15 protein-coding genes are annotated in these 13,697 nt (G+C 55.0%); 10 read left to right on the forward strand and 5 right to left on the reverse strand.

Translation table 11 applies throughout. From position 1 onward, the window contains the following. The coding region (locus HMPREF9538_RS25260; RefSeq protein WP_267195248.1) for a cation-transporting P-type ATPase at nt 1-546 on the reverse strand (546 nt) is incomplete at its 3' end. Nucleotides 547-1,049: 503 nt separating this feature from the next. Between HMPREF9538_RS25260 and HMPREF9538_RS25255 the strand changes: the two genes are divergently transcribed. Beyond that, nucleotides 1,050-1,298 carry a DUF1158 domain-containing protein gene (locus tag HMPREF9538_RS25255; RefSeq protein ID WP_002893037.1) on the forward strand — a complete coding sequence of 83 codons (249 nt, stop codon included), beginning with the start codon at nt 1,050-1,052 and terminating at the stop codon, nt 1,296-1,298. Nucleotides 1,299-1,315: 17 nt separating this feature from the next. On the opposite strand, the gene HMPREF9538_RS25250 is transcribed toward HMPREF9538_RS25255, so the two are convergent. After that, complete coding sequence (locus tag HMPREF9538_RS25250) at nt 1,316-1,657, reverse strand: RamA family antibiotic efflux transcriptional regulator (protein ID WP_002893035.1); 342 nt, start codon at nt 1,655-1,657, stop codon at nt 1,316-1,318. Between the two features lie 30 nt (nt 1,658-1,687). Further along, a complete protein-coding gene (locus HMPREF9538_RS25245) occupies nt 1,688-2,803 on the reverse strand; it encodes an MBL fold metallo-hydrolase (protein WP_020316605.1) in 1,116 nt (371 codons plus the stop codon). Between the two features lie 179 nt (nt 2,804-2,982). Here HMPREF9538_RS25245 and HMPREF9538_RS25240 point away from each other — a divergent pair, with 179 nt between their 5' ends. The 9 genes from HMPREF9538_RS25240 (at nt 2,983) to HMPREF9538_RS25200 (ending at nt 9,595) form a co-directional block, all read left to right on the forward strand. Further along, on the forward strand, nt 2,983-3,564 hold the full coding sequence (locus HMPREF9538_RS25240; protein WP_004176968.1) for a TetR/AcrR family transcriptional regulator: 582 nt from the start codon (nt 2,983-2,985) through the stop codon (nt 3,562-3,564). Further along, nucleotides 3,564-3,932, forward strand: a complete 369-nt coding sequence (locus HMPREF9538_RS25235) for an MmcQ/YjbR family DNA-binding protein (RefSeq protein ID WP_004142557.1) — start codon at nt 3,564-3,566, stop codon at nt 3,930-3,932. The genes HMPREF9538_RS25240 and HMPREF9538_RS25235 overlap by 1 nt, the downstream gene beginning before the upstream one ends. 119 nt (nt 3,933-4,051) lie before the next feature. Next, nucleotides 4,052-4,705, forward strand: a complete 654-nt coding sequence (nfsB, locus tag HMPREF9538_RS25230; protein WP_004178896.1) for an oxygen-insensitive NAD(P)H nitroreductase — start codon at nt 4,052-4,054, stop codon at nt 4,703-4,705. A 247-nt stretch (nt 4,706-4,952) separates the two neighbouring features. Further along, entirely contained in the window at nt 4,953-5,387 is a 435-nt protein-coding gene (locus HMPREF9538_RS25225; protein ID WP_002893017.1) for a PTS sugar transporter subunit IIA, read from the forward strand. After that, the gene (locus HMPREF9538_RS25220) at nt 5,380-5,850 is read left to right on the forward strand and encodes a PTS sugar transporter subunit IIB (protein WP_004176974.1); all 471 of its coding nucleotides are present in this window, start codon (nt 5,380-5,382) and stop codon (nt 5,848-5,850) included. Before HMPREF9538_RS25225 ends, HMPREF9538_RS25220 begins: the two co-directional genes overlap by 8 nt. A gap of 14 nt (nt 5,851-5,864) precedes the next feature. Continuing rightward, the gene (locus HMPREF9538_RS25215; RefSeq protein WP_004183295.1) at nt 5,865-6,608 is read left to right on the forward strand and encodes a PTS mannose/fructose/sorbose/N-acetylgalactosamine transporter subunit IIC; all 744 of its coding nucleotides are present in this window, start codon (nt 5,865-5,867) and stop codon (nt 6,606-6,608) included. Nucleotides 6,609-6,610: 2 nt separating this feature from the next. Further along, nucleotides 6,611-7,465, forward strand: a complete 855-nt coding sequence (locus HMPREF9538_RS25210) for a PTS system mannose/fructose/sorbose family transporter subunit IID (RefSeq protein ID WP_004176976.1) — start codon at nt 6,611-6,613, stop codon at nt 7,463-7,465. A gap of 17 nt (nt 7,466-7,482) precedes the next feature. Then, nucleotides 7,483-8,544, forward strand: a complete 1,062-nt coding sequence (locus HMPREF9538_RS25205; protein ID WP_004183293.1) for an SIS domain-containing protein — start codon at nt 7,483-7,485, stop codon at nt 8,542-8,544. A gap of 64 nt (nt 8,545-8,608) precedes the next feature. Beyond that, entirely contained in the window at nt 8,609-9,595 is a 987-nt protein-coding gene (locus HMPREF9538_RS25200; protein ID WP_004147471.1) for an SIS domain-containing protein, read from the forward strand. 52 nt (nt 9,596-9,647) lie between these two features. On the opposite strand, the gene HMPREF9538_RS25195 is transcribed toward HMPREF9538_RS25200, so the two are convergent. Beyond that, on the reverse strand, nt 9,648-12,377 hold the full coding sequence (locus HMPREF9538_RS25195) for a sigma 54-interacting transcriptional regulator (protein ID WP_009483948.1): 2,730 nt from the start codon (nt 12,375-12,377) through the stop codon (nt 9,648-9,650). Between the two features lie 96 nt (nt 12,378-12,473). After that, nucleotides 12,474-13,508, reverse strand: coding sequence for a DUF2157 domain-containing protein (locus tag HMPREF9538_RS25190; protein ID WP_020316606.1), 1,035 nt, complete (start codon nt 13,506-13,508; stop codon nt 12,474-12,476). Nucleotides 13,509-13,697: the final 189 nt, after the last annotated feature.

Below are 13,697 nucleotides of genomic sequence, written 5' to 3' on the forward strand. Positions count from 1 at the left end.
GAGGATCGCCTCTTCCACCCGCAGGTTGTGGGTTTCAATCAGGCGCATATCCGCCGGCACGCGGTCGCCGGCGCGCAGGATAACGATATCCCCCGGAACCAGGTCGCGCGTCGGGATAGTCTCATGCTTGCCGTTACGCTGGACGCGGGCATCGCTGGAGAGCATGTTGCGGATCCCCTGCAGCGATTTTTCGGCGTTGCTCTCCTGGATATGACCGATCAGGGCGTTAATCACCGTCACGCCGAGGATCACCAGGGTATCGACCCAGTGCCCCATGATGGCGGTCAGCGCCGCGGCGGCCAGCAGCACGTAAATCAGTACGTCGTTAAAGTGGGCGAGAAAGCGCAGCCAACCCGGTTTGCCTTTCTTTTCCGGCAGCGCGTTCGGCCCACAGGTATTCAGGCGCTCGGCGGCGTCTGCGGAACTTAACCCAGCGGCCTGGCTTTTGGTCTGCGCCAGCACTGCGTCAACGGTCTGCTGCCAGACCTGCCGTGGCGCGGTGTCGCCCGAGGGCGTCGTAAACTTTGGGTTATTCATCTTGGTCAATTTACATTTTCCTTATAAATTCCGTGAGTCGGAAAGCCTGAAATCATTCCTGGCCAATGAAGTAAAAGAGGGCAAAAATGCCGATAAAAATGTGAACTAATACAAGTCTAAATTTTTCGCAAAATAAAAATTTTGTGATAAGTTAATTCCACAAACCAACTATTACAGAATATTAATAAACCAAAACTAAACGAGGTAAAATATGTTTGGAATCTACCGCGGGCGCCGTCTGGCGCTGTACATCGCGTTAGCTATCATCATTGCTACGCTGGTGGGATATAGCACTTACAGTTTTGTAAAAGCGCTGGCATAATAATTACGTTAATTTACACCAGGCTGCAATTAACTTAATTACAAATTATTTCAGATTAATTAACATGAGAGCGAAAGGCAGGCGATAATATTTAAAATAGTCGTGTTATAGCGAGTAAAAAAACAAAGCATATTGCGTTAAGCATTATTTTACCGGACAATATGTTTTTTTAACTGATGATTAACATGACATGAAACATCCACTGGAAACGCTGCTCTCCGCCGCCGGGATCTTACTGCTGGCCCTGCTCTCCTGTCTGCTGTTGCCCGCACCTTCGCTGGGCCTGACGCTGGCGCAAAAGCTGGTTGAGACATTCCATATGATGGATCTCAACCAGCTCTATACGGTGCTGTTTTGTCTGTGGTTCTTAGCGCTGGGCGCCATTGAGTATCTGGTGCTGCGCTGGGTGTGGCGTCGCTGGTTTTCCCTCGAGCGGTAAACCAGGAGAGGCGCGCCTCAGTGGGCGCGACTGTGGTTCTCTTTGCGGTAGGCGCCCGGCGGCTGATTGAAGGTCCGGGTAAAGACGCGGGTAAAAGTCTGTTGCGAATCAAAGCCATACTTGAGGCAGATATCGTAGACCCGCTGATCGGTGTCGCGCAGATCGCGGGCGGCCAGCAGCAGCTTCCTTTCGCGAATATAGCGCCCCAGGCTCTCCCCTTTGTACTGTAAAAACAGCCGTTGCAGATGCCATTTCGAATACCCGGCATGGCGAGCGATATCATCAATACGCAGCGGTTGATGCAGGTTATCATCAATCCACTCGACGATAGTATCAATCACCTGAGCGGAAATCGTCATATGCTCTCTCCTCTGATACTGCACTGGCGCTTAGCGCCACCAGGCGTTAAATGATTGCGTCTTATCGGCGACCCACACCGGCTCGCCCTGCACAGGCGTCAGCAGACGCCAGGCCCTTCCTTCGCTGGCAGCCGCCAGCCGTTGATACGGTTCATCCCAGCTGTGTTTCGCCAAAACGAATCGTCCTGCATGCCCAGGCAGCACCGCGCGAGCGCGCAGATCGTCGGCAGCCTGAGCCGTTTCATCCGGCATCATGTGGATATATTTCCAGTCCTGGTCATACTGCCCGTTCTCCATGATCGCCAGATCGACCGGACCGAACTCATCGCCTATCGCTTTAAAGTGCGGCCCATACCCGCTGTCGCCGCTGTAATAAATCTTTTGCTGCGGGGTAACGAACAGAAAACTGGCCCACAGCGTCTGGTTACGCTTCAGCCCACGGCCGGAAAAGTGCCGCGCCGGCAGCACGTGGACGGTGAGCTCGTCGCTGGCCGGTACCGCCTGCTGCCAGTCCGCTTCGGTAATCAGTGCCCCGTCCATTCCCCAGTAGCGCAGATGCGATCCGACCCCCAGCGGCGTAATGACCCGCTTAATTTTCGGCAGTAAGGCGCGAATGGTGGCGTAATCCAGATGGTCGTAGTGATCGTGGGAGATGATCAGCAGATCGATCTCCGGCATCCCTTCCGCCCGCCACGGATAGTCGCCGGGGAAGGCTTTATTGATAAAAGAGAACGGCGCCGCGTAATCGCTGAACACCGGGTCGATCAGGATGCGTTTTCCCGCCAGCTGCAGGTACCAGGAGGAGTGGCCGAGCCAGACCATCACGTCCTGCCCGAGGGGCAGCGTCGCCAGATCGGTCTTCACCAGCGGCAGCGGTTGCGCGGGACGGGCGTTTTCCCGTTTGGTCATCAGGAAATCCCACCACGCCGCCAGCATATTTTTCTGCCCGGTGAACCCTGGCGTGGGCAACTGGTTATGGAACTGGCCGTCCCGGTAGTGGGGAGACGCTTCCACCTGGCTAAGCTGTGCCCCCTGCGGCGCCTTACCAAAACCGGCATTAAGAACAAACGGCAATGTCGTTGCTGCTGCGAGTAACATGATGGCGACCACGCTGAAAGTGACACGGTTCATATCCTGACCAGACAAAAGCCCCCATCCCGGAGGCTTTATGATATAACTTGATTATGAGTGAGTACGCACTCATTATTAGGAAAGCGATGAAAGTCGTCAAGACGATTTTCAATTTTTGCGTTCCGCCGTTGCAGCGACCTGGTCAGACGTGCCAAGATCGGCGGTTTGTTTAAACCTGCGTGAGGAAAAAAGTAGTGGCTCGTCCAAAGAGTGAAGATAAAAAGCAAGCGTTACTGGAAGCTGCCACCGCGGCTTTCGCCCAGTCCGGCATAGCCGCCTCGACGTCGGCCATCGCCCGCAGCGCCGGTGTGGCCGAGGGAACGCTGTTTCGCTATTTCGCCACCAAGGATGAGTTGCTCAACGAGCTGTACCTCGCGATTAAGCTGCGCCTGGTGCGCACAATGATCGCCGGGCTGGATCCGGACGAGAAGCGCCCGAAAGAGAACGCGCGCAATATCTGGAACAGCTATATCGACTGGGGCGTGCGCAACCCGATGGAGCACAAAGCGATCCGCCGGATGGCGCTCAGCGAGCGCATCACCGACGAAACCCGCCGCCAGGTAAAAGAGAGCTTTCCGGAGCTCAACGAAATGTGCCAGCTGTCGGTGAAAGAGATATTCCTCAGCGAGGCGTACCGCGCCTTTGGCGACGCCCTGTTTCTGTCGCTGGCGGAAACCACCATCGAATTCGCCAGCCACGATCCGCAGCGCGCCCGGGAGATTATCGCCCTCGGCTTTGAAGCCATGTGGCACGCCCTGCATGAGGCGGACGCATAATGACGCCGGAAACACTGCATCCCTGCGCTCACCGTATCGCCCTGACCTACCCGTTTACCGAACACTGCTGGCCCTTTGGGCCAGAGTACGACGTGTTTAAGGTCGACGGCCGCATCTTTATGATCACCATGACTATTCGCGGGCGGGCGCTGGTCAATCTCAAGGCCGAGCCGCAGAAGTCGCTGCTGAATCAGCAAATTTATCGCAGTATCGAACCCGGCTACCATATGAACAAGAAACACTGGATCACGGTGGTGCCAGGAGAGGATATCAGCGAGGATCTGCTGGCCGAGCTGATTGACGATTCGTGGCATCAGGTGGTGAACAAGCTGAGTAAAAAGGCCCAGCAGCGCCTGCGTCCGCGCTGATTTTCAGCCAAATGCGATAAGTGTTATCGCATTTTTCACCCTTATCATTTTGCGATCTTCGCTGTACTCTTCCTCTCCTGAACGCACCGGTAAGGTGCTGTAAACTGTGAGGAAGAGTTATGGATATCGTATCGGTCGCTTTGAAGCGCTATTCCACCAAGGCCTTTGACGCCACGAAAAAGCTGACTGCCGGGGAAGCGGAACAGCTGAAAACGCTGCTGCAGTACAGCCCGTCTAGCACCAACTCCCAGCCGTGGCACTTTATTGTCGCCAGCACCGATGAAGGGAAAGCTCGCGTGGCGAAAGCCGCCAGCGGCACCTACGTGTTCAACGAACGTAAAATTCTCGACGCCTCGCACGTGGTGGTGTTCTGCGCGAAAACCGCGATGGACGACGCCTGGCTGCAGCGCGTGGTGGATCAGGAAGAGGCCGATGGCCGTTTCGCCACCCCGGACGCAAAAGCCGCTAACCACAAGGGTCGCACCTTCTTTGCCGATATGCACCGCAAAGAGCTGAAAGATGACGATCAGTGGATGGCGAAACAGGTGTATCTCAACGTCGGCAATTTCCTGCTGGGCGTAGCGGCGATGGGTCTCGACGCCGTGCCGATTGAAGGGGTCGATTTTGCGATCCTCGATGAGGAATTTGACCTGAAAGCCCAAGGCTACACCAGCCTGGTGGTAGTCCCGGTCGGCCACCATAGCGTAGAAGATTTCAACGCTACCCTGCCGAAGTCGCGTCTGCCGCAGTCGACGACCATTACCGAGATTTAATTCCCTTCTGCCGGGAACGCCCGGGCCATGGCGCAGCAGCGTCTCGCCCGGGACTTTCTTCACCCACTCTTTCCCCCTCTTTTCTGCCGTTTGTGCCAAGTTTCTGGCGCTCATAATCCCGCTTGTGCCAGGAATAACGACTTTAGTGTGAACCAGACGATTTAATTAATTGATAAATAATACTTTTCATTTCTGGCACGCGCTTTGCTCTTAACAGATACCGCTATCTGGATGAAGGAGAAACCGGGTGAAACATATCTATGTGGCCAGCCACGGCCATTTTGCTCGCGGACTGGTGAACAGTTTGTCGCTGCTGATTGGCGACGAACACGGCGTTATCCCGGTCTGCGCCTATGACGAAGATATCGTGACCACCGAACAGCTGGAGCAAACCCTGGAGCATCTCATCGTCCAGGCGAATGGTGATGAAGTGGTGATCTTCACCGACCTGCTTGGCGGCAGTATCAACAATAGCGCCGTGAGCGTCTTGATGCGACATCGCAACGTTTTCGTGGTCGCCGGCATCAATCTGACTCTGCTGCTGGAGTTTCTGCTGTGCGAAGAAGCCACTACCGAGGCCGCGATTATCTACGCCACCAGCGCGGCGCGTGAATCCATTGTTTTCATCAATCCTCTAATAACACAACCATCCTCTGACCCACAGGGAGAATCTCATGATTAAACTCGTGCGCATTGATTATCGGCTGCTGCACGGCCAGGTGGTTTTTGCCTGGACCCGAGCGCTGGATATCGACCATATCATCGTCGCCAACGCCAAAGCCGCGGCGGATGCCTTCATTACGATGTCGCTTAACCTGGCAAAGCCAGCGGGCGTCACGCTGGACATCGCCACCGTTGAACAGGCGGCGGAAAAGCTTAACAGCGGCAAGTTGGATCATAAAAAAGTCATGGTGGTCCTGGGCAATACTGCGGAAACCCTCGCGCTAGTGGAAAAAGTCCCGGGAATTAGCGCAATTAATTACGGCGGTCTGCCACAGAAGGAAGGGGCAAGACAATTCGGCAAGGCCATCTATCTGACCGAAGAGGAAATCGCCCATAGCAGAGCGCTAAAAGAAAAAGGTATTCGGCTGGAGATGCGTCAGGTACCCGCCCACTCGGCTGAACTCCTTAACGACCAACTTTAACTTCGGAGGTCACTATGTTGCTCACCGCAACGTTACTCGGACTGATCGCTGCCCTGGGGATACTTGATGGCCGCCTGCTTGGGGTATCAATGATCGATCGACCGCTGGTGATGTGCGCCCTCACCGGTCTGGTCTGCGGTAATTTACATGAGGGGATTCTGATTGGCGCTACGCTGGAGCTTATTTTCCTCGGCAACGTCGCCATCGGCGCCGCGCACCCGCCAGATATCGTGACCGGCTCCGTATTGGCCACCGCGTTTTCGATCATGTCCGGTCGTGGTCCAGAGGCTGCGCTCACCATCGCCATCCCTGTCTCAATGCTGGCGCAGACGCTGGGAATCCTGGTGCGCGTGGTGAACGCCCGCTTTGGTCATCTGGCGGACCGCTATGCGGCACAGGGTAATACCCGAATGGTCGGCCTGATGCACCTCGCCGGTCCGACGCTACTCTATTTTTTAAACGGATTTCTACCGGTATTTTTTGCCATTCTGCTTGGTTCTTCGGCGGTAAGCTGGTTCCTGGAGGCCATTCCGCCGGTGATAACCAATGGATTGATCGTCGCCAGTAAGATCCTGCCAGCGCTCGGCTTCGCCCTGCTGATCAGCATGATGCTCAGCAGCAAACTGATGCCGTACCTCGGTCTGGGATTTCTGATAGCGGCATATACCAAACTGGATATCATCGCCATCGCGCTGTTCGCTGTGGTGTTGGCATTTATCATCAGCCAGTTCCTTAATCTTAAGCAGCAGGAGAGCTAATCATGAGCGAAATGACGCAAACTGTGACTGGCGCTACCCAGCCGCAAAGCGATGATGCAAGCCGCATCACCGCCCGCGATTTACGCAGCGTGTTCTGGCGCTCCTTTACGCTACAGGGCTCCTGGAACTACGAGCGCCAGCAGCATATGGGCTATGCCTTCGCAATGTCGCCAGCCCTGAAGCGCATCTATCAGGACCCAACGGAGCTGGGGCGCGCCCTGCAGCGTCATCTGGTGCTGTTTAACACCACGCCCCATCTCTCGACCTTTATCTTCGGCCTGTCGATTGCCATGGAAGAAGAGAACCAGCGTAACCCCGAATTTAATGAGGAGTCGATAAACGCGATTAAAACCAGCCTGATGGGGCCGCTGGCGGGCATCGGCGACTCCATATTCTGGGGATCATTAAAGGTTATCGCCGCCGGGATGGGTATCTATTTCGCCCAGCAGGGCAGCCTGCTGGGGCCGATACTGGCGCTGTTAGTTTATAACCTGCCGCATCTTTTGTGCCGCTGGTATGGCCTGAAGCTCGGCTACCGGGCGGGTACGACCTGGCTGATGAGAATTTACCAAAGCGGCCTTATGGACCGGGTGACCTATATCGCATCAATTGTTGGCCTCATGGTCGTCGGCGCGATGACCGCCAGCATGATAGATATCACCACCCCGCTCAGCTTTACCGCCGGGCAGACCACCATGAAGGCGCAGGAGTTTATTGACAAAATACTTCCTTCGCTGCTGCCGCTGCTTTTCACCCTTGGGATGTACAAGTTGATCCGCAAGGGAGTCAATATTAACTGGATCCTGCTAGGAACCGTCGCGTTTGGCATGGCGGCCAGCGCGCTAGGCCTGCTTTAAGAAGAGGAATATCACCCATGCACGTAGAAGACTATATGAATGAAACACCCGCCTGTCTGCTCGCTATGCTGACGCAGACGCGGGAAGATCTCTGGCAGGCGGCAAAAGCGCTAACGGAGCGCGGCGTCACGCGTATTATCCTGACCGGCTCCGGTACCTCTTATCACGGCGCGCTGACCGCCCGCTCGTTTATGCAGCAGTGGTGCGGGCTACCCGTTGATGTCTACTGGCCTTTTCTGCTGGATGATTCGGCGCTGACCCTCAGCGACAAAGCGCTGGTCATCGGTATTTCTCAGGGAGGCGGCAGCCTCTCTACCCTCGCCGCAATGGAACGCGCCCGGGCAGCCGGGCATCTTACCGCTTCCATGGCCGGGGAAGCGCCAGCCGTTATCGACCGGGCGGCAGATTTGGTCTTAACAGTACCCTGTGGAGAAGAGCGGGCTGGCGCCAAAACCAAAGGGTATCACTGCACCATACTTAATCTGATGCTGCTGGGGCTTGCTGTCGCCAGTCGCCAGCGGCGCCTGAGCGATGAGGAGCGCAAGGCGCTACTCATCCGCATGGATACCACGTTTAATCATTTGCCGACGCTCATTGAGGCCTCGCAGGCGTGGGTTCTCAATCATGCCCGACCGCTTATCGACAGCGCGGACATTCGCCTGACCGGTCCGGCAAGGCTGTTTGGCACCGTTCAGGAAGGTGCGCTAAAGATGCTTGAAACGCTACGCTGTCCGGTTGCCGGTTACGAATTTGAGGAGTTCATCCACGGGATCTATAACGCCTTCGACGAGCGCTCTACCCTGATCATGCTCGATCCGTTTCCCGATGAGCGTCAGGATCGCCTGGCGGAAATACTTGGCGGCTGGACTCAGCATATTTATCGCATTGGTCCACAAGTCGAAAATAACGGCAAAAATATGCCCTTCGCATTTATTAACGATCCCGACTTTGCGGTCTTTGAATATATTATTCCGTTACAAATGGTTTGTGCCCGACTGCCGCCAGTGAAGGGCATCGATCCCGCAATACCGAAGGATCCGCAGTTCCACCAGAAAATGAAAAGTAAACAACTCAATTAATTGACGCATAGTAAAAGTTATCCGCTATTCAGCGGAGGACCCGTTACATCCCAAGGAGACCAATATGTCTATAGCTCATCAAAACGCACATACTATTATTCGCGATATTTTATCTAAGCAGCACATTGAGCGCGTATGGTTTGTTGGCTGCGGTGGTTCATTAACCGGTTTCTGGCCGGGGAAATATTTTCTCGATTGTGAAGCTAAAAAGCTGGCCGTCGGCTATGTTACCAGTAATGAATTTGTCCATGCGACGCCGAACGCGTTAGGTAAAAACAGCGTAGTGATCCTCGCCTCGCAGCAGGGCAACACCGCTGAAACGGTGGAAGCCGCCCGCATCGCACGTCAGAAAGGCGCCGCCACTATTGGACTGGTATATACCCCCGGCACGCCGCTGTGCGAACACAGCGATTACACTATTGAATACTGCTGGGCGCGCTATCCCGAAACCGTCGATCCGACGCAGCAAAAAGCGGCATATAGCCTGTGGCTGGCGCTGGAAGTACTTGCGCAAACTGAGGGATACGCCCATTACGATGAGATGGTCAGCGCCTTTGCCAGTTTTGAATCCGTGGTACGCGGCGCTCAGCAGCAGGTTCAGGCGGATGCGCGCCATTTTGCCGAAGCCTGGAAGACCGAAAAGGTCATCTACATGATGGGCAGCGGCCCCTCATTCGGCGCCGCGCATCAGGAATCCATCTGTATTCTGTTGGAGATGCAGTGGATTAACTCCGCCAGCATCCACAGCGGCGAGTATTTCCACGGCCCCTTTGAGATTACCGAAACGGGAACGCCGTTTATTTTATTAAAAAGCAGCGGCCGCACCCGCCCGCTGGATGATCGCGCGATCCGCTTTATCGAACGTTACCAGGGAAAACTGCAGATTATTGACGTGGAAAAGGTGGGAATCGACGCACTGCACGCCAGCGTGCGCGAATATTTCTGCGGCCTGCTGCACAACTGCGTACTGGATGTTTACAACCTGGCGCTGGCCACCGCTCGCAACCACCCGCTGACCACCCGCCGCTATATGTGGAAAGTCGAATATTGATTCGCTAACCGCCTGCCAGCCCCGGCGTAATTCTCCGGGGCTGCGTTGAGGATTACCAGCTAAAATCTTCAATACGTAATTCAAAAATATCGTGAATATAGCCAATTTCCGCTACCGGTAGCGCCACGTTATAGAGTATTTTCAGGCGCTGGAACGAGTGATTCACCATGGCAATAAATTCGCCATGCTGGCGGGTAAATTGCTCAATATCTTTATAATGGCTAATTTCATTACGCATTACCAGACGCTCAATCATACAGCTGAGATGCACATATAAACTGATAATTAAGTTATTATTAAAATGAAAACCAAGCGTATTTTGCCACTCAGCGATAATGGTTTCGATATGGCCCATGGTTTTTCCAGCATTCAGTATCGTCAGAGAGTTGACAACGTTATGCAGTGAAAACTCACGAACCATATTTTTATTAATCAGCGCAATTTGCTTTTCATTAAGATAGCCGCTTAAGAGCTGACTCAGATGTCGATGCCCCTGCTCGCCAAGTAGTTCCTCAATGCCAACCCAGGGCACTCCGGCCAGCTGCGGGTCGTGGGTACCCACGACCGCAATAACTTCATACTGGTGGAGCAACGATACCGCCGTACGACTGTTTTTTAAGCGCGTATACTCGCAGGCGATGATGTTAATATCAAAATCGTTGAGCAGGCTCTTCTCCATCAGATTTTTAAATTTAAATGCGGTACCGATACCTGTAATACAGGTCACCAGTAGCACACGCTCTTTTTTTTCTGCGGGCCAGAACACATCCCAACGCGACTGATTAAGCGGCACGATCTCTTCGGCGATTTGTTCGATGTTTTTTCCCAACGCGATCTCGCTGGCAACGTTCAGCGCCATGCGGGTCGTGACGTTATCCACCACCACCAGCGGGCCGTTAATCACCGACAAAAGCGCATCGGCAATCTCCTTGGTGTAGCCCATATCAATAAGCACCATCACACCCGCACGCGTGTCCGTATGCTGGAGATAATCAACCACGGCGCGACTGACATCGTTAAACGCCACCTCCATCGGCATATCCATGGCCTGGTAGATCTTCTCGCCAATCAGGCGGTTGGCAACGCCGGCAATGCTGCTGGCGGTCGAATAACCGTGGGCGATTATCAGCGCTTTCACTTTTCCGCCGCTGGTCGCATCGATAGCATTACTGACAATGGCGGTAATCGCCAGACGGTCAAGCGTATCGATGAGCAGATCGTATTTATTATTGACGACATCCAGTAGTTTCTCCGCGATGCGTTGCGCCAGCCCCGCCGAGGAGTCCAGCCAGCGCTGCATCACCAGACGCACGGGCTCAGCAACGCTGCGCGGCGCCAGAGGGAGGCTGGTGAGGTAGCGGCCGGTAAGATAAGCGAATTCGACATTTAGCTGAAGGTCATAATTGACAGCGATTGCTTTGCCCACATCTTCAATAAAGCGCAGCCGTTTGTCCTGCAGAGAGACCGTACTCTCCTGATTCATCAGCGCATCAAGATAGAGCGTCACGTTCTGATAAATAAGCTTTTCAAAGGTCCGCACGCTAATATTATCCTGAGCCAACTCCTCGCACAGGCTACAAATATTTTCCGTTAGCCGTTGGTATTCATGGTGACGACCAGAAAAAAGAGGCTGCGCGTCGCCATCGCGGTAAATCATAACCCGCTCGCTATTTTGCTGAAGGGTAAAAGGCGCATCCGCCAGTAATCGGTCGGGCAGCAAACCCGCTTTTATATGTAAAAGACCGCTATCACGTTCGCCAAATGTCCAGGCGCTGGCGCAAATATTGCGAATCAAATTTTCCAGCCCACCGACATTTCCTTCAAGCGTTTCACGCATTAGCTGGCTGACGATTTCGCCATCCAGCTCCAGATCGTGGTTCAAACGCTGGGCTTCACGGCGGAAAAAGTGGTGGATAAACGCCAGCCGCTCGAATTGGCCGCGTTCAGCGATCGGCAGAATTTTTACAATCACCGGAATACGGCGAATAAAGGTCGCCAGGAAGTGTTTTTCCAGATCCTCGGTTGAAGCAAAAATTAGCCGCACCGTGGCGCTGCGCTCGTCGGCGCTCTCCCCCAGCCGGCGCCAGCTACCGTTATCCATAAAATGAAACAACTTTTCCTGGCCTTCGGGCGGCAGCCGATGAACCTCATCGATAAACAACACCCCGCCGTTGCTGGTCTCGATAAGACCAGGAACGGCCTTATCGGCGCCGGTAAAGGCCCCCTTCGCATGACCAAATAACTTCGAGGTCAGTAGTTCTGGATTATTCGCGTACTCGGCGCAGTTAAATACGGTAAAAGGCGCATCGGCAGGTAAAATACCTTCATCTATTGCGTAGTGCCAGAGCTGGCGAGCTAGAAAACTTTTCCCGGTGCCAGTAGGGCCCCGCAGCAGCAGCGGCAGACCTGCGCCAGGGTAGCTGATGGCAGCCTTGCACTGGCGCAATGCTTCCTGCAGGCTGCCCTGCGCGCCAATCAGCTGCGCCAGACTATCCTGACGATCCGCGCACAGCGCCTGAATGGAGGCGTATTCGCCGTGCCGAACCGCCAGGCGGTGATGATCGCGCAGAACGGTAACGGGTAAAAACAGCACCGGGCGACCGTTCACTTTGACCACCCGCTGCTCGCGATGGAGATTATTCAGATGATGGCTGATGATGCTGCGTTTTTGCTTCAAGCTATCGGCGATGGCCATAGCGTTAAACTCGCCCAGCGCTTCCGCCGTCAGCGCTCGCCCGGCGATCCGTTGTTCTAGTTGGCGAAAAATCGACTCCTTATTCATCTCGCTCCCCTGTCAAAAGCGTAAAATTCGCTTATACGACAATTCGCGCAGGACGTCGCTGCCGCCAGCCACACTTCTTTAAAAACGCTTAATTTTTCATGGCTTAACGTTCCCCGCATGCCAGATGCGCTCGGCATAGCGGCCAATCACCGCCAGCGAGACGGCAAGGATCAGGAAAAACAGCACCTTGTGCATCCCGTTCCAGAAAAACTCAAAGAAACGGGTATAGAGATTGATCGCCAGGAAGGTTAGTCCGAAGCCGCGCAGCATTCCGTCATCGGTTTTCAGGCTGATAAAAATGCAGACGCCGGCCGCTACGGCAAACAGCAGCCCCCACGGCAGGAGTCGCGCCTGGCTCACCTGGTACCAGCTGTCTGCGTCGTAATTGCCGAAAATCGACAGGATCCACAGCGCAATAAACAGGTATGTGAGGCCCATCGCCTTGCTGACGGTAAACAGCTGCCGCTGGCGAAGCAGGGATTGCGCGCCGTAGCAGAGCGCCAGCAGCGCGCCGCCGAACAGGACGAAGCGAATCGGGTAGTTCATGCCCAGCCAGTAGGCGCCCCACCCCGAGACGTAGCCAGTTTCCGCGCCGAACCAGTTGCCCAGCGCCAGCAGAAAAAAGAGCCACACCAGCCCGGAGCGGGCAATATAGCCGATGGCGCCGTAAATCACGCATCCGGCCAGAAACAGCGGTGCGATATGGCCGCTGCCGTTATCCAGCCGTTCGCCAAGCTGCCATAGCGCCACGGCGGTAAAGACGACGCCCAGAAACAAAATCGCCTCGGTGCTGTAGTGCCACTGCGTCTCCCGCCGCTGGCGACGAAAACCCCAGCCGTAGCAGACGACTGCCAGCAGCGCAGGCAGCAGGATCCGCATCAGCGCCGAGTGGCTGAACAGGCTCAGCAGCCACGCCACCAGCTCGCTGTCGGCGAACAGACTGCCCAGGGAAATCAGCACACAGGCCAGCGCGGTCCAGAAGGCATAGCGGCTCAGGCGCCGCCAGTCGAAGGGGGAGACGCGCATCGTTTGCGCCAGCCGCTGGCTGTCCGAGGGGGTTAACTCCCCGCTGGCCTGCCAGGCATTCAGCGCGCGCTGAATAATGCGCTGCTCTTTTCGGGTTACGTTCATAGGCATTCCTTGAGACTGATGACAAACCTGTTTTCGCTAATATGCTCGCCTTTCTGCCGGGCAGCGGCTGTCGCCCTCCCCGGCCTACTTAACCATTTATATATCAGATTGTTACTCCTTACCGTAAGCCCGCATAAGCGCAGCGCCGCCGAGCATGATATCAGGCACGGAGCCGCTTTATTGCCGGGT

The organism is Klebsiella sp. MS 92-3, assembly GCF_000195655.1.
GTDB lineage: Bacteria > Pseudomonadota > Gammaproteobacteria > Enterobacterales > Enterobacteriaceae > Klebsiella > Klebsiella pneumoniae.